A 16,545-nucleotide genomic window follows, 5' to 3' on the forward strand; every position below is an offset into this window, starting at 1 on the left:
GTTTTTTTAAAAAATTATTTTTATTCCCATTAATATCCCATAACAATCATATGGATAGTAATAATTATACGGCGTTAAGATTTCTTTTTACCTTTAATTTTCGTTTCGAAAATTTTCAGAGCATTTTCAAGGTCAATTGTATCGGGATTTTCATTGTTAGGGATACTTGCATTAATTTTTCCCCAATTAAGGTAGGGACCATAACGTCCACGATGAATAGTGATGGAACCGCCTTCAGGATGTATGCCTATTACATGACCTTGATTTTTAGTGCTGGTGCGAGAGGATTTTTCTTTCTTATTTTTTTGAATCATACAAGAAATTGCTTGATCAAGATTTATAGTTAAGACTTGTTCTATTGATTCTAATTTAGTGTGATGTCCATCATGCTTGAGATAACATCCATATTTCCCCATGCTAGCGATTATACTTTTTTGGGTTTCTGGATGGATTCCTATTTCTCTAGGCAAAGAAATTAAAGACAGTGCTTTGTCATAATCTATACTTTCCCTGTCCCAGTTTTTAGGTAGACCACAACGTTTGGCATCTTTGCCATCTCCCCGTTGTACATAGAAACCGAAACGTCCAGAGCGAAGAGTAATAGGTTCTTTGGTTTCTGGATCATCTCCAAGTAATAAAGGCTCCAAGTTTTCCTCTATATATTGTTGGTTTGATGTCGTCAATTGACGTGTATACTTACATTCAGGATAATTAGTGCATCCAACAAAAGCTCCATATTTGCTACTTAGTTTTATGGAGAGGGGATTTTTTTGACAACTAGGACATGTACGGCTATCTTCATTGTTATCCTTGGCTGGAAATATGACAGATGATAATGTGTCGTTCAAAATGTCAAGTACATTTGATGTGCGCAGTTCTTTAGTGCTATCAATTTTTTCAATAAATTCTTTCCAAAATTCGTGTAAAACTTCTTTCCAATCCAATTTACCGCTGGATATTTTATCAAGTTTTTCTTCAAGATCTGCTGTAAAATCATATTCTACATATCTGCTAAAGAAATTTTCTAAAAACGCTGTAACTATTCGGCCTGTATTTTGAGGGAAAAGTTTACGTTTTTCGATGACAATGTATCTTCTTTTGCTCAGTGTTTCTAAGATTGCTGCATAAGTAGAAGGTCGTCCAATCCCCAGTTCTTCCATTTTTTTGATCAAAGAAGATTCTGAGTATCGTAGGGGAGCTTCAGTAAAATGCTGTGATGCATTGGTCTCTTTAGCAAGAAGTTTTTCGTTCTTATTGATACAAGGAAGGAGTTTATCTTCGTCGGAATTATTTTCTTGATCATTTTGATTTTCCCATACTTTGAGAAATCCATCAAAACGCAAACAAGATCCAACGGTTCGTAGATGTGCTATCTGATCTTCATAAGTGGCATCAATGCTAATAGTTGTTCTCTCAAATTCAGCAGAAGCCATTTGACTTGCGACACTGCGTTTCCATATAAGATTATACAACTGGAATTGATCGGAATCCAAAAATTTTTTCATTTCCGAGGGCAAAAAATTAAAGTCATTGGGACGTATAGCTTCATGTGCTTCTTGGGCATTTTTTGCTTTTACAGAATATATCCTTGGTTTATCAGGAAGATAACTGTTTCCGAAATTTGAAGATATAGAACGACGCACTTCTTCAAGGGCATCAAGAGATAGATGGACACTATCAGTTCTCATATAAGTGATTAAACCGACAACTTCACCGTTAACATCGATTCCTTCGTATAATTTTTGTGCTATTCGCATAGTGTATGAGGGAGAAAAGCCTAGCCTAGATGAAGCGGCTTGTTGAAGGGTGGAAGTAGTAAAAGCTGGCCAAGGATTGCGTTTAATGGGTTTGGTTTCTGTGTTTTTAACAATGTAAGTAGCTTTTTCTAAAAAAGATATGAGCTTGTCGGCTTCTTTTTTATTGCCAATAGATGTTTTTTCGATGCGTTGACCATTAAAATCTACGAGACGTGCGATAAATTTATCTCCACGAGGCGTTTCTAATAGAACTGATAACAACCAATATTCTTCTGAAACGAAACATTCTATTTGATTTTCGCGATGACAGATGAGGCGCAACGCTACAGATTGAACTCTTCCAGCCGAGCGTGCTCCTGGAAGTTTACGCCATAAAATTGGTGAAAGGTTGAAACCTACGAGGTAATCTAGTGCGCGTCGAGCTAAGTAGGCATTGACAAGATCTAAATTGAGATCACGTGTATTTTCCATTGCATTGAGAACAACTTTCTTTGTTATCGCATTGAAAGAGACACGCTTAATCTTTCTCTCCCCTATGAGATTCCTTTGCCGAAGAATGTCTAAGACATGCCAAGATATAGCTTCTCCCTCTCTGTCGGGATCGGTGGCGAGAATTAAGAGTGTAGAAGATTTAACAGCACTAATAATATTTTCTAGGTGTTTTTGAGATGATTTATCTGTTTCCCAAAGCATCTCAAAATTTTTTTCGGGGAGGACCGATCCTTTTTTAGCAGGCAAATCACGTACATGTCCAAAAGATGATAATACTTTGTAATCTGGGCCTAAATATTTGCTAATCGTTTTTGCTTTAGCAGGTGATTCGACAATTATGACATTCATTTTTTTTAATCTCTATACAGATATGTATTGCAGTAAGATTTTTTCTATACTTTAAATAGCCATTCTTTTTTATAGTAAGTAGTATAAAATAACACTGCAAACTTTAATTTCTAAAGAATGGATACCCATTTATTTTCGCAAATCAAGCTTTAAACCTTTATATAATTGCGCTTGAGGATTTTATTATACTCTTTTTTAGAGGGTTATTATGGAGAAGGAATTTTCATTGTTAATGATACCATTCCTCCAGGATGGTGGCAGAGTCGTCCAGCTAAATCTAATTCCAAGAGTACAAGGTAAACCACGGGTGCTTCTATTCCTGTATGCTGGATGATATCGTCTATATGGGTTGGTACATTATTTAAAGATTGTGCTATTTTAATTCTTTCGTTTTGATTATATTCAGGATAACAGGTGACATTGAGATCTCTTATATGATTGGTGTCAGGTGGTGATGAAAAAAAAGTTTTTTTCTATCTGTGAATGCAACATTTGGAGAACGTCTTGAGAGGAAGTAACCAGAGTCGCTCCTTCTTTAATCAGCTGGTTTGTTCCTTCGCAACGAGGGTCTAAGGGTGAACCAGGAACAGAAAAAACCAATCTCCCGCTGGTTTGTTCCTTCGCAACGAGGGTCTAAGGGTGAACCAGGAACAGAAAAAACCAATCTCCCGCATTCTCCTGCGATTCTAGATGTGATCAGAGAGCCAGATCTTTTAGCAGCTTCAACCACTATTAATCCTAATCCTATTCCTACAATGAGGCGATTGCGACGTGGAAAATCATAAGCTCGGGGTTCCCATCCAAAAGGCATTTCGCTAATTGCTATTCCTTCGTGCCAAATTTCCTCTAATAGACTACGATTTTCTGGTGGATAGAGACAATCCAATCCTCCTGCCATTACAGTGATCGTTCCTGTTTTAAGTGTAGCGCGATGGGCGGCAGAATCTATACCCAGTGCTAATCCTGATACAATTGTATATCCTGCACTTCCTATTTCTCGGGCAATTTTTTCTGTGAATTTTATTCCACTTATAGAAGGATGGCGAGTTCCAACAATGCCTACAGAAGGTTTGCCACTTACTGCTTTTATATTTCCTTTAATGGCCAATAGAGGGGGAGGACAATCTATATAACGAAGTGCTGGTGGATAATTTGGTTCGCTAAGGGCAACGAATTGTGCTCCAAAGGCATCAGCTATTTCTAATTCTTTTTCTGCAGATTCTTTTGAATAAATACGGATTTTCTTGTTGATATCACCTCTTTGAGAAAGCTCAGGAATCATCTCAAGGGCTTGTTCTGCTGAACCAAAATAATTAATCATATCACGAAAAGTTGCGGGGCCAATATTATCGCTTCGAATAAGACGTAACCAAGAAATTTTTTGATCATCTGTTAAGTATACTCCTCTTTTTTGAGGATTGATTTTTGTCATTATTATTTTTTTAATACTTTCTTTGAATATTTTTTAAAAATAATTTCTGTTTCTGATCCAGAAATCAAACGTTTGATATTTTCTATATGTTTCCAAACAACTATTGTTGTCATGAATGTAAATATTATAGGTACATTGATTCCTGGATGTATGATCCAGAGCACGAGGGTAATGATCAATGTTGCAAAGAGTGATGCAATAGAAGAATAACGGGTTATTAAAGCAAAAAGTATCCAAATAATCGCAAAAAATATGACCATCTCTGGCTTTAACGCGATTAAGACACCAATGTATGTCGACACTCCTTTACCACCTTTGAATTTAAGATAAACAGGGAATATATGTCCTAAAAATGCCGCAAGCCCTGCCAATGCCCCAACGTTATCGTTAAATAACATCGAGACTACTATAATAGTAGCAGTTGCTTTAATTGAATCAAATAAGAGAGTTATGAAAGCAAGTTTTTTATTTCCGGTTCTGAGTACGTTGGTAGCGCCAATATTACCAGATCCTATGGATCGTATATCATTAAAACCGCATACGCGTGTCAACAATAATCCAAAAGGGATAGATCCAATCATATACCCTAAAATAATTGCGGTTATTTTTGCAAAAAATTCATAAGAGAAAAATGGTAAATTATCCATAAATTAATCAACTTTCTAGCTTATAGATGCACTCTCCTGATACATAAGTCTCTACAACTCGTCCTGTAAAATATTCTTTATCAAAAACAGTATTTCTATAAGATGACAACATATCATCTGACTTTACAATCCATTGATGATTTAAATCTATTAAAGCAATATCGGCTGCTACTCCAGCTCGCAATGTTCCGCCTGGGATATTAAATATTTGAGCAGGGCGTGTTGACATGGATTGGATGAGTTTTTTAAGTGATATTTGTTGTCCATGAAACAGACGCAACGCTGCTGACAACATTGTTTCTAATCCTATTGATCCGAAAGTTGCTTCGGCAAAAGGTAGAAGTTTTGTATCTATATGGTGAGGGGTATGGTCTGAGACAATAATATCTATATTACCACTTGCTAGAGATTCAACCATACCTACACGTTCTTCCTCAGATCGTAATGGAGGTAAAACTTTGCGGAAGCTATTATACATTCCGACATCGTTTTCATTTAATGCAAGATTGTTGATTGAAATGCCACATGTTGCTTTTATCTTGTTTTCTTTGGCATAATTTAATATCGAAATTGACTGAGGAGTAGAAATAGCGGAAGCGTGATAGTGTCCTCCAGTGTGTTGTGCCACAAGCAAATCCCGTGCTAGAGGAATGGTTTCGGATATTGCAGGGATACCTTCTAATCCTAAACAATCGGCTAGCATACTTTCATTCATTGTTCCTTTTGATCCAAGAAAATAATCGTGGGTGTCAAGAGAAACTATGGCGTTAAGCATATGAGCATATTTCATAGAATCAAGAAGAACTTGTGTATCGTATATACTCCGTGAGTTATGCACAAAACTAACTGCGCCTTGCTCTTGTAGAAGGCGCATTTCGTTTATTTTTTTGCCTTCCATTTTACATGTTAAGCAAGCTGTTGGATATACATTCACCAGAGAGTTTTCTTGTATTTTTTTAAAAGCATATTTGATGAAAGTATATTCATCCATGGCGGTAGATACTGAAAAAGGCGTTAGAATGATAGATGTAATGCCTCCTGCTGCCGCTTCTTTGGATGTTTTTACAATATTATTGGCATATTTCTCGGGGCTTCCTTCAAGAGTGACGCGTGCATCAATCAATCCCGGTACAGCAACAAGTCCTTTGCAGTTGCGTACTTGAGCAGATGTCGGCAATTCTTGATTAAGAACATCAGATCCAGAAGCTATAATAATACCATTTTCGACAATGATAGCTCCAATTTCATCAATGTCTCGACTAGGATCAATAATGCGTATATTATTTAAAACAAATGATGTCATGATTCTTTCTGTGCAATTTTATTTTGATGGACAATAAGCTCTTTAATAATGGCCATACGAACAGCTACGCCCATTTTGACTTGGTGTTGAATGATGCTTTGCGGTCCGTCTGCTACCTCAGAAGAAATTTCGCAATTACGATTTATGGGGCCAGGATGCATTACAATCGCATCTTTCTTAGCATATTTTATTTTTGTTTCATCAAGAGAATACATATGGGTATATTCTCTCATTGAGGGGACGAGAGATTTAGGCATTCTCTCTAATTGCATGCGTAATATCATAATTACATCAACGTCTTTTAAGCCTTTTTCCATATCGTGGAAAACTTCAACTCCCATGTTGGATATGTTCGTCGGAAGCAATGTTGTCGGTGCGATGACGCGTATACGCGCTCCCATGGTATTGAGAAGAATAATATTAGAACGTGCAACGCGTGAATGTAAAATATCGCCACAAATGGCTATACACAAATTAGAAATTTTACCTTTAAAATGGCGAATGGCAAAAGAATCAAGCAGTGCTTGTGATGGATGTTCATGTGTACCATCTCCAGCGTTAATAATGCTGGTACCTTTAATTTTATGAATCAATGAATTTATTCCACCAGAAAAAGGGTGACGAATAACAATGATATTGGGTTGTGTAGCATTTAATGTTGTGATGGTGTCTATTAAATTTTCTCCCTTTTTTATGGAAGAATTATTTATATTAATGTTTATTACATTTATACCAAGTAATTTCCCTGCGATTTCAAAAGAAGCTTGTGTACGAGTTGATGTTTCTAAAAATAGATTGATTTGTGTCAATCCATACAACCTTTCAGTTGATTTATTGTGCTGACAATTGTTTTGGAAATATTCGTTTGCACGGTCTAGTAAATAGTTTGTATCTTGTATTGAAAGGTTTTTAACAGTAATAAAATTGTCAAAAGGAAAAGAAAACATAACATGCTCTCCAAAAAAACCGTTATTCTGTCTTAACATAGAGAGGAATAATTGTTAATAACAGAGAGAAGGAATCACGATAAAAATCCCGTTAAAGTATCTTTAGGAAAATAGTTGATATTTGTAAAGAATTTTACGTTGGCAAGGGAAAAAACCGAGAAGTGACATTAGAATTATCTTCTCATGTAATTTAGAGAATTTTTATAAAGATTAGTCATGAATCAAACACACCAACAATTAGATTCCCTTTCAGAATTGAATCAACCATCTCTTTTTATTGGAATGAATGCGTATAAAAGCGATTCCTTTGTTGTTGATCTTACTGCAAATTTCCCCCGTTCTATTCGTAAAGAACTTGAATTACTAGGAGAATATGTTTTTTCCTATAGCGCACAAGAATTGGCGCGTATGGCTAACCATAATATTCCTCAACTTCATGCATATGGAGCTGGTGGAGAACGTTGCGATAGAATTGAATTTCATCCGGCTTGGCATGCTTTGTTACGTCGTTCGATGAAAGATGGTTTGCATTGTGCTGTTTGGAACAGAAATTATGAGCCAGAAGTTCGCAAGCAGATTCATAAAATTAGAGCAGCACGTTTGTATTTGATGGCTCAATTAGAAGCTGGGCACCTCACTTCTCTTAGTATGACCAGCGCATCAATGGTTGCATTAATGACCACCCCAAGAGTACATAAAGATTGGGCATACAAAATATTATCACAGGAATACGATCCTACTAGTAAAGCCCCTATGCAGAAAACTTCCGTAACCATTGGGCTTGGATTGACCGAAAAACAAGGGGGAACTGATATCGGTGCAATTACCTCTTTAGGTCAAAAAATTAGTGATGGTATCTACTGTTTATCAGGCCACAAATGGTTTTTATCTGCTCCAATGAGCGATGCTTTTATTATGCTTGCTCGGGTAGAAGGAATCGTTGGTTGTTTTCTAGTGCCAAGATTATTAGAAGATGGCTCTTCTAATGGTCTTTGTTATCAAAGATTAAAGAATAAGATCGGAAATAGATCCAATGCTACTGTTGAAGTAGAGTTTTCTAATGCTTTTGGATTTTTACTTGGTGATCTTAATGCGGGTACAAGTCCTGTAGAAGATATGAAAATATTGATGTATTTGGATTGTGCTATCATTTCGACATCGGGAATGCGAGCTTCTCTTGCTGAAGCTATTCATTATGCGCGTAGACGGTATGTTTCTGGAAATATTTTAATAGATCAGTCAATAATGAATCGTGTCATAGCAGATGTTGCTTTGGATGTTGCTGCCGCTACAGCTCTTTCTTTTCGGTTAGCCAATGCTTTTGATGAAGCTAAATTGCGCTCTGAAGATGCTGCTTATGCGCGTGTCATGGCACCTGTTACTAAATATTGGTGTTGTAAAATTGCGCCAGCAGTTATTGCTGAGGCGATGGAATGTATTGGTGGATCGGGTTATGTAGAAGAGCGTTCCATTGCTCGTCATTATAGAGAATCTCCTGCTAATTCTATTTTATTGGGTTCTGGTAATGCGATGGTATTAGATTTGCTCAATCTTTTGGAAAAAGGATCTAATTTATTTGAACAGGTATTTTCTAATTTAGAAAAAGATCTTGGATCATCCGGTAAAAAAGTCATTGATCTTCTTCAAGATTCGGTTTCCTTATGTAAAGAAGATAGAGGGTTGGCACGTCTTTTAATTGAACGAATGGCAATAGCCGCCTCTGCAGCTGCACTTTGTCGCGAAGGGGCGGATAATATAGCTGATGTGTTTTTGGAAAGTAGATTTTTTGGTAACGGGCATTCAACATATGGATTATTGCACAGTCGCGTTAATTCTACCCATATTATAGATTCCTTGTATTTAGATCAGTGATAAGTGCATGATCTAGGTTGTCTATTATAAGAAACTATTTATCGGATAGTTTTATGGATATATCTCCAGGGATATTTCTGAATTGATATGATCCGTTTTAAAAAACATAACATTTTTCAACTTAAAAAACATAACATTTTTCAACTAATGATTCTTATTGCATTTTAGGTGATGCAAGTTGTTCTTCTCACATTTGATATCATAGTAGTAAATAAAAATCAGTTGTGTTCAGGGTGAGACAAGCTTTCATTACTACCTTGAAATGAAATATGCGCAACGGGACATAAAATATGTGTTGGCATGATGCCAGACCGTTACCGCCGGAAGCCCGGTATGTTTTATTTTTTTGGTGTCATTTCGATTTTTAAGGATAAATAAATCATGACTAGTATTCTAACTAATCTTCCTGCAATGTCTGCCTCACAAAAGTTGCGGGCTATCAATTATAATCTTGAAGTTGTACAAGATCGTGTTTCTTCAGGTTTGCGTGTTGCTGATTCTTCTGATAATGCGGCTTATTGGTCGATTGCAAAAATGATGAAATCAGATAATGCAGCTCTTTCGGCAGTTTCTGATGCGATAGGGCTTGGATCTTCAAAGGTAGATATTGCGAAAGCCGGGATGGATGAATCTATTAAAGTACTATCCAGCATAAAAGAAAAACTAGTTGCAGCTACTGAGCATGGTACAGACGCACATTCTGTTCAGGCAGAAATATCTCAGTTACAACAACAATTAGGCGATATTGCGCAAGGATCTTCATTTAACGGTGAAAATTGGTTAAGAGCATCACTTGTTACTCCTTCTAGCTCTATTTCTAAAAGTGTTGTCAGTTCTTTTATTCGGGATGAAAGTGGTCAAGTTCAGGTAACAACTATAGATTACAATCTTGATTCCAATACTCTATTGTTTGATACTTCAGGACAAGGGGGTCGTTATGGATTGCTTGATAAAAAGCATCAGATAAGTGTTCAACCACAAAAAATGTCAGAGATAGAAATATCTTATCTTGATTCGAATGCTAAATTGCAAACAATAAAAAAAGATCTTGCGACTGCAAGTGGGGCTTGGTTGAAGGCTGCGGGAGCTACATTTAACCAAGAAAAGGGCGTGGCAATTTTACCTAAGAATCCTGTTGTTTCTCCTTCTTCTTCTCCTTCTTTTCCTTCTTCTTCTCCTTCTTCTCCTTCTTCTCAAGATAAAATTATATATATTCGTGTTGGAAATCAAGATCAATGGGTTAAAGGTACTGATTCAGGAGATTATTCCTCTACATTATCTTCTGACTCAAAAAGTTCATCACCAAAGAAGGCAGTTGCTGTTACCCAATATGATGACAAATCATATTATATTGATGCTTCGGCAGTTACTCTGGATAACCGAAAGGTTGAGCAAACAATGGATTTAGATTATTCTATTGTGACATTAGATATTACCAAACATTCTAATGATAGTATGTATAATGAAGCTACTACTATGAAAGAAATGCTTTCGTTTATTGATCAGAAATTAAAATTAGTAACTTCTGCGGCTGGAAAGATTGGATCAATTAGTTCGCGTATTCATCTTCAAGAAGATTTTGTGAAATTTATGCGTGATGCTGTTGAAAAAGGCATAGGTCGTTTGGTTGATGCTGATATGGCAGATGAATCAAGTAAGCTTTCTGCATTGCAAACGCAACAGCAATTGGCGATTCAAGCTTTATCTATTGTCAATAATTCTACAGCAAAAATTCTATCTCTTTTCCGTGGTTAGAATTTAATTCATAATTAATATTATTTGGGGAGCCGTTTTTTTTTTATTAAAGACGGTTCCTCAAGTATCTTTGATTATGGTGTGATCACGATTATATTTTTATTTTGATATATAAAATATAGATAATTCTTATTCGAAATGTTCTTTTAGAAAAGTAGTTTTTATAGTTTTATTGTACGGTGGATTAGCATAATGGATGCAATTTTATCTCGTCTTGAAGACTTTGGTCGGGTTAATTCATTGTCTGATGTAGCTGCTTTAGATGATGAAACAAATTATGCTAAAGACATTCAAAAGGAACGAGATAAAGCATATCAAGAAGGGTATGCAGCGGCTATCTGCGATCGAGAACTTTATTGGAGATCTAAAAATGAATGTCTGCAGCAATCTCATGACAATGAGATTGCTGATTTGCGTGAATTATTTGAATCATGCACTAGTGAAGCCATATCTAAGGCTATTAGGGATTCTGTAAAATGCCTCTCAAATTCTTTGGAATATGAAGTAATGAGGATTTTAGAATCTGTTTTAGAAATAGGAATCTCGCGTAAAGCTGCCATTGAATTTTCAGAAATCATTATTGATCTCCTTAAGAAAGGGGACTGTGGTCATATTAAAATTCAGGCTCCCAAAAATTTTCATTCACTTATTGAGGAGTGTTTAGGCGAATATTCTTCTATGGTTTGTTATGAAGATTCTGAAAAAGTTGAATTTTCATCTAAAATTTGTGGTGGTGTTATTACAACGCGACTTGAATCTTGGTTTTCTGATGTTAAAAAAATAGAGGCAAGAAGGTTTTCAAATGAATTATCAAAAAGATAATGATCAAAAGAAAAACCAATTTATTTTTATAAAGAAGAAAGTAGTTGTAGATCTCGAAAAAAAGAAACTTGGTTCTTGGAAAATTGTTTATGCTGATTTTATGACAGCATTGATGTCTTTTTTTTTAGTAATGTGGATTGTCAATGCCACCGATGATAACACAAAGAAAGTAATAGAGAATTACTTTAATCCTTTTGGTCCAAATTTGCTGATGGCCTCTAAAGGTATTTTTGAGAAAAACAATTCCCCAAATAATTTTCCTAAAAACTCAATTAATCAACCAATAGATAAGAAAACTACAAATAATAATTTTAATCTGAAAGATTCTATCGCTAGAAAAAAAAAGAATATAAAAATATAGTAGAGAGTTATAAAAATCCTTCAATATCAAATTCAAAGATTAAAAATGAGTTTTGTAAGTATATAGATCCAGCAAGAAACACAAAGATAAAAGAAAATTATTCACTTCCATCGTTCAATGAAGAAACTATTCTTGCAATGAAAAGAAAAAAACGCATGCAAGATTTAGAACAAAAAATAAGCACAACATTATCGGGATTAGTGGCCAATCATATTGTGAAAGGGATATTGTTTAAAACCACTCCAAATGGAATGTTAATCTCAATTATTGATCATAATAATACTCCTATGTTTGACAAAAGTTCTTCTATACCACTGCCAGAAATGATTCTAATCCTTCAAAAAATTGGCGAAGCGCTTTCTCAGAGCAATGAAAATATTTCCATTGAGGGACATACTGATGCGAGTCCATTTCGGCATTCTACGGGAGATAATTGGAAGTTATCACTAGATCGTGCATATAGTACTTATCAGATTCTAATGAAATCTGGAATCTCTGAAAAGCGTATATCAAAAATTTCTGGCTTGGCGCAACATAATCCTAAAATTTCATCAGACCCCATGAATGCAGCAAATCGACGTATAGAGATTTTAGTGCAAGATGGAGAAGGATAATCATTCTATGAATCAGAAATGTCTTATTATGATTATGATTATGGTCATGGAAGTATTTCCAAGTTTTGCGATGAATCAAGATTTGGAAAATTCTAATGCTCCATATGCTCGTATTCGTTTCTTGCAACGTGTATTGGATAGTTCTCTTCAAGAGGGTGGATATTCTAAGAAAAAAATTCTTGATATAGTAGAAGAGGTAGGTTTACAACTGCGTACAACTAATATGAGTTTTTTTGCAGACCATCGTAATGTGGATGCAGTTTTTATATACACGATTATTTCAGAAAATATTTCTATTTTGAATTATTTGATTGCAAATGATAAGAAAGGCTATTTTGATCTTTCTATCGTGCATGCTTTAAGAAAATATTTTGCAGGTGAGTTTGAAGAATCTATTAAAGCATTGAATACCATCAAGGATAACGATCATATACATATAAAAGGCATTGAACCATATTTTTATCTTCTCATGGGTCGTGCTATGATGAAATTAAATTCTAAAGAAGCGATTCAATTTTTTGATCGTGTGCGTCTTACATCTTCTGGTACTGCTCTTGAAGAAATGTCTTTGCGTAATTTATTGGAAATCACATTAAATCAAGGTATAGAAGAGCATGTCTTTGGCTATATTCGTGATTACATTCGTCAATTTTATCATTCCATTTATAAAGATAATTTTATAAATTTATTATTACGATTTTTTTTGCATAGTAAAATTAAATTGCAAGATAAAGATATAGTCTTTGTAATGTCGTTTCTGGAAGTTGATGAGCAACGTGCAATTTATTTTAAAATAGCTCAGCATGCTGTAATTTTTGGAAAAAGAAAAATAGGGCTATTGGCAATTCAACAATTAAAAGAAATGGTATACAAGCTTGATCATAGAGATTTAGCGACTATATGGCTTTATAACGATCTTATGAACATTCCTTTCGTAGATACGGTTTTATTACAACGTAGTTTGTGTAATATTCCTGAATACTCCCTTATGGAAAAAGATAGAAATTTAAAAAAATCTTCAGAGGTTATACTCTCAGAAATGAGAAAGTCTTCGATAAATATTGATTTTGATCATATCGATAAATATTTAGTTTTAGATACAAAACAACATGAACATACTCATTGGAATCTAGAATCTTTTATTAAAAAAAACCGTCAAAAAATCGAAGTAATAGATGTTTATCTTGAAGGAACTAGATAAATGATGAAAGAAGTCAGTATCGCTTGTCAAGATCATTTTGATATCAAAAGTAGTTCTTTGGACAATAGAGATAATAAGTTGGATGCTGTTCAAGAAAAAAAGAAAAATAATACGGCAAAGATTCTTAAAAAAATCCTTGATCAAAAAGATATCAGCTCTCAAAAAAAATCTTTGTTTGAAAAGATTTTGTTAACAGTGCCCAATGCAGATAGCAATATTTGCACTAATGAAGAGATATCGTTTAAAAATGCAGTAGAAAACAATCCTTGCACAGAAAACGTATGTCACAATCCATTAGATGAGCTTATTATGCGAGATATAACTTCTAATGAGGAGAATGATTGTTTGATAAAAGATTCTTCAGAAGTTTGTTCAAGGATTGCAAAAGATATTTATAATTCTTCTACTATTGCATTGCGGGATTTTCTTATCATAGACAAAATTGATGGAGACCATTCTGATTTTTTATTAAAAAGTACAGTTGCGCTTTTGCAATTGAAATCATCTCCTGATTCAATAGAACTTTTGCCATTGGGATTAGAATCTGATTCAACAAGTAGTGATTTGAGACAGGGGAAAGAAAATTTTTCAAAAGATAAACCATGTAAAGCAGTAGGTTTTTTAATAGAAGAAAAATTGACCACAGTATCTGAAGACAAGGAAATACGTAATTTAGAATCGTTTTCTATCTCTAGAAGGCTCTATAATGATGGTATTGGATCTTTTCCCTCTACAGAAAATGCTCTGAATCAGAAATTTGCTATGCGATTTACCATGATTCCAGAACATTTTCATTATATAGATAGAGGCTCAATAAAGACTCTAAAGATTCAGATGAAACCGAATAGTCCTGACAATGTCGTTGCTACGTTATCTTTATCTGGGGATAAATTATCTATCAAACTACAAGTAGAATCAGATTATCTTTATAAGAAAATTCAAAATGAACGCCAAGGTATTCTAGATGCATTGAATTTTTCGGGATATACGATGGATCATTTTGATGTCGATTTTAGGTCAAAAGATACCGTTAATCTTTATCAAGATTCAATAAACTATTTTTCCCAGCAACAAGGTTTTAAACAATCAGACGGTTTTGAGAGGAAAAAAGTACATTTCCCCGAAAAAGGACGTGTAGAGAAAAAAGTTTTTTGGGGGGAGAAGAGAACTGGTATCATCTATAATAATGGCGAATACATAGGAATGTATTCTGAATATATTTATGTATAGGATTTTGAACCAAATGAACATTAAATATTTTATATGGTATTTTTATATTACGCGTTATCCCTTAGAGTATTTAAGGATATTATTTCACTGGAAATTTTTCTAGAGGCTGCTTTAGATGAATGATAAAGTTTGAATGAACTGTAGTATTTTTGCTTATCACGTAATAAATTTCATTTTTTTAATTAATAATAATTTTAAAAGCACAGTAATTTTTGATAAATTTATTGTAAATTTGGCTTATATAAAATTTTATTTATGTATAAAAAGATATTTTTCTCGTAAAATGTTTTATATGACGAATATATAATATTGTTAATGTTTTTTAAATATTTTAAAATAAATTTTTATACTATTAAACAATAGTTTTGTAATTTAAAATTTATTGTCAATTGATGATAATATCGATATTATTTCTTGGTATTAATTAAAAAATTTAGAGGATTTACTTTTTAATATTTAAAAAATGAATCATTTCATATCATCTTCTGTGATGATAAGAAAAATATTCTTCCATATATTTTTTCCCAGCACAGATCATCAATTATATGCATTCTTTTAAAAACATGATGTTGGTTTTGAGCGCATCAGATGTTTCCTTGATTAGCAAGAATTGTATCCTAATTTTAACATGAATCCTATAGGTGAAGAATTTAAAAATCATCATAGAAAAAAGTATTCCCATTATTAAAATATGATTTTTATTTGTATGGTTACGCTAAAAAATATACTTAATATACTATATATACGGATAAAAATTGTTTTTCATGTCAATATAGTCCAATGAAGTTATAGTAAAAATTATATTTTAAAAAGTATCTTGTCATTTTTTCCTCAATTATAAAATTTAAAATAATTATTTTTATTTTGTTGTCATAGTATTTTCGCAATCATCATCCTCATCACTATCAGTAAGTAAAGTTAATATTTACAATTAATTCAATTAGTAAATTATCTCAGTTAATTTCTGCAATTGATCATAATTTATTTGATTCGTACCGATTAATCTGACACAACGTGTGATTCGGGGGAAAAAAGATGCTCGTTTTGATTGATGATCGTGCTTTAGTAAAAAATGGTTATATTTCTCTTTTTAGTGATGATGGGGTTTCTTTAGAGGGATTTCACTCCCTTGAATTTGAAGAATGGTTTCAATCTTTAGCACAAGAAGATGTATCTGCAATTGAAGCTTTTTTGATAGGGACGGGAGAAAAAGTGATGGAATTACCACGAATTATTAGATCTCAATCACAGATGCCACTCATTGCCATTAGTGATTATTCATCTCTACAAAAGACCTTGGATTTTTTTGATGTTGGGGTAGATGATGTTGTGCATAAGCCTATTCATCATCGTGAAATATTAGCAAGAGTAGCGGCTATTCATAGGCGTTTAAAGGTTGCTAATCATCGTGTTGAAATTGGACCTATTCGCGTATTTTCAGATGGACGTGATCCAGAGGTACAAGGTGAAGTTTTCCCTTTGCCTAGACGAGAACGTCGAATTTTAGAATATCTCATGGCTAATAGGGGTAAAAGAGTAGCGAAAACACAGATTTTCAGTGCTATTTATGGTTTGTTTGATGAAGAGGTGGAAGAAAATGTTGTGGAAAGTCATATCAGTAAATTGCGCAAAAAATTACGTAAAAAATTAGGATTTGATCCTGTCGATTCCAAACGATTTCTTGGTTATTCCATCGATTGGAATTAAGTTAAAAAATACTTACTTATCATCAGTCCCGCACAAGGAGTATAGCATACCTTTTAA

General features: G+C 34.0%; 12 protein-coding genes and 1 pseudogene. 8 read left to right on the plus strand and 5 right to left on the minus strand.

Translation table 11 applies throughout. From position 1 onward, the window contains the following. Nucleotides 1-74: 74 nt before the first annotated feature. The 5 genes and pseudogenes from topA to CKC_RS02580 form a co-directional block, all read right to left on the minus strand. Nucleotides 75-2,597, minus strand: a complete 2,523-nt coding sequence (gene topA / locus CKC_RS02560; protein WP_013461927.1) for a type I DNA topoisomerase — start codon at nt 2,595-2,597, stop codon at nt 75-77. Between the two features lie 206 nt (nt 2,598-2,803). Further along, nucleotides 2,804-4,029: pseudogene (locus CKC_RS02565) on the minus strand (DNA-processing protein DprA). 2 nt (nt 4,030-4,031) lie between these two features. After that, nucleotides 4,032-4,676 (minus strand): glycerol-3-phosphate 1-O-acyltransferase PlsY, encoded by a 645-nt coding sequence (plsY, locus tag CKC_RS02570; protein WP_013461930.1) that lies wholly within the window; start codon nt 4,674-4,676, stop codon nt 4,032-4,034. Nucleotides 4,677-4,683: 7 nt separating this feature from the next. Next, nucleotides 4,684-5,979 (minus strand): amidohydrolase family protein, encoded by a 1,296-nt coding sequence (locus tag CKC_RS02575; protein ID WP_013461931.1) that lies wholly within the window; start codon nt 5,977-5,979, stop codon nt 4,684-4,686. Beyond that, nucleotides 5,976-6,926: an aspartate carbamoyltransferase catalytic subunit gene (locus CKC_RS02580; protein WP_013461932.1), complete on the minus strand. Its 951-nt coding sequence runs from the start codon at nt 6,924-6,926 to the stop codon at nt 5,976-5,978. Before CKC_RS02580 ends, CKC_RS02575 begins: the two co-directional genes overlap by 4 nt. Nucleotides 6,927-7,142: 216 nt before the next feature. Between CKC_RS02580 and CKC_RS02585 the strand changes: the two genes are divergently transcribed. The 8 genes from CKC_RS02585 to CKC_RS02615 all read left to right on the plus strand — a co-directional run bounded on the left by CKC_RS02585 (nt 7,143) and on the right by CKC_RS02615 (nt 16,488). After that, nucleotides 7,143-8,798 (plus strand): acyl-CoA dehydrogenase family protein, encoded by a 1,656-nt coding sequence (locus tag CKC_RS02585; RefSeq protein WP_013461933.1) that lies wholly within the window; start codon nt 7,143-7,145, stop codon nt 8,796-8,798. 381 nt (nt 8,799-9,179) lie between these two features. Then, a complete protein-coding gene (locus CKC_RS02590; protein ID WP_013461934.1) occupies nt 9,180-10,553 on the plus strand; it encodes a flagellin N-terminal helical domain-containing protein in 1,374 nt (457 codons plus the stop codon). Between the two features lie 192 nt (nt 10,554-10,745). After that, nucleotides 10,746-11,375, plus strand: coding sequence for a hypothetical protein (locus CKC_RS02595; protein WP_013461935.1), 630 nt, complete (start codon nt 10,746-10,748; stop codon nt 11,373-11,375). Next, nucleotides 11,356-11,736, plus strand: a complete 381-nt coding sequence (locus CKC_RS06185) for a flagellar motor protein MotB (protein ID WP_013461936.1) — start codon at nt 11,356-11,358, stop codon at nt 11,734-11,736. The genes CKC_RS02595 and CKC_RS06185 overlap by 20 nt, the downstream gene beginning before the upstream one ends. 137 nt (nt 11,737-11,873) lie before the next feature. Further along, nucleotides 11,874-12,350 (plus strand): OmpA family protein, encoded by a 477-nt coding sequence (locus tag CKC_RS06190; protein WP_013461937.1) that lies wholly within the window; start codon nt 11,874-11,876, stop codon nt 12,348-12,350. Nucleotides 12,351-12,357: 7 nt separating this feature from the next. Continuing rightward, nucleotides 12,358-13,551 (plus strand): chemotaxis protein, encoded by a 1,194-nt coding sequence (locus tag CKC_RS02605; RefSeq protein WP_013461938.1) that lies wholly within the window; start codon nt 12,358-12,360, stop codon nt 13,549-13,551. Continuing rightward, entirely contained in the window at nt 13,552-14,781 is a 1,230-nt protein-coding gene (gene fliK, locus CKC_RS02610) for a flagellar hook-length control protein FliK (protein ID WP_013461939.1), read from the plus strand. Nucleotides 14,782-15,816: 1,035 nt separating this feature from the next. After that, complete coding sequence (locus CKC_RS02615) at nt 15,817-16,488, plus strand: winged helix-turn-helix domain-containing protein (protein WP_013461940.1); 672 nt, start codon at nt 15,817-15,819, stop codon at nt 16,486-16,488. The last annotated feature ends 57 nt before the right edge of the window (nt 16,489-16,545 follow it).

This window comes from Candidatus Liberibacter solanacearum CLso-ZC1 (genome assembly GCF_000183665.1).
Classification (GTDB): Bacteria; Pseudomonadota; Alphaproteobacteria; order Rhizobiales; family Rhizobiaceae; genus Liberibacter; species Liberibacter solanacearum.

Excerpts from the sequence above, each read along its gene's own strand:
- CKC_RS02590 (WP_013461934.1), top strand. The coding sequence starts at position 9,180 with ATGACTAGTATTCTAACTAATCTTCCTGCAATGTCTGCCTCACAAAAG.
- CKC_RS02575 (WP_013461931.1), bottom strand. The coding sequence starts at position 5,979 with ATGACATCATTTGTTTTAAATAATATACGCATTATTGATCCTAGTCGA.
- CKC_RS02615 (WP_013461940.1), top strand. The coding sequence starts at position 15,817 with ATGCTCGTTTTGATTGATGATCGTGCTTTAGTAAAAAATGGTTATATT.
- CKC_RS02585 (WP_013461933.1), top strand. The coding sequence starts at position 7,143 with ATGAATCAAACACACCAACAATTAGATTCCCTTTCAGAATTGAATCAA.
- plsY (WP_013461930.1), bottom strand. The coding sequence starts at position 4,676 with ATGGATAATTTACCATTTTTCTCTTATGAATTTTTTGCAAAAATAACC.
- CKC_RS06185 (WP_013461936.1), top strand. The coding sequence starts at position 11,356 with ATGAATTATCAAAAAGATAATGATCAAAAGAAAAACCAATTTATTTTT.
- CKC_RS02595 (WP_013461935.1), top strand. The coding sequence starts at position 10,746 with ATGGATGCAATTTTATCTCGTCTTGAAGACTTTGGTCGGGTTAATTCA.
- CKC_RS06190 (WP_013461937.1), top strand. The coding sequence starts at position 11,874 with ATGAAAAGAAAAAAACGCATGCAAGATTTAGAACAAAAAATAAGCACA.
- CKC_RS02580 (WP_013461932.1), bottom strand. The coding sequence starts at position 6,926 with ATGTTTTCTTTTCCTTTTGACAATTTTATTACTGTTAAAAACCTTTCA.
- CKC_RS02605 (WP_013461938.1), top strand. The coding sequence starts at position 12,358 with ATGAATCAGAAATGTCTTATTATGATTATGATTATGGTCATGGAAGTA.
- fliK (WP_013461939.1), top strand. The coding sequence starts at position 13,552 with ATGATGAAAGAAGTCAGTATCGCTTGTCAAGATCATTTTGATATCAAA.
- topA (WP_013461927.1), bottom strand. The coding sequence starts at position 2,597 with ATGAATGTCATAATTGTCGAATCACCTGCTAAAGCAAAAACGATTAGC.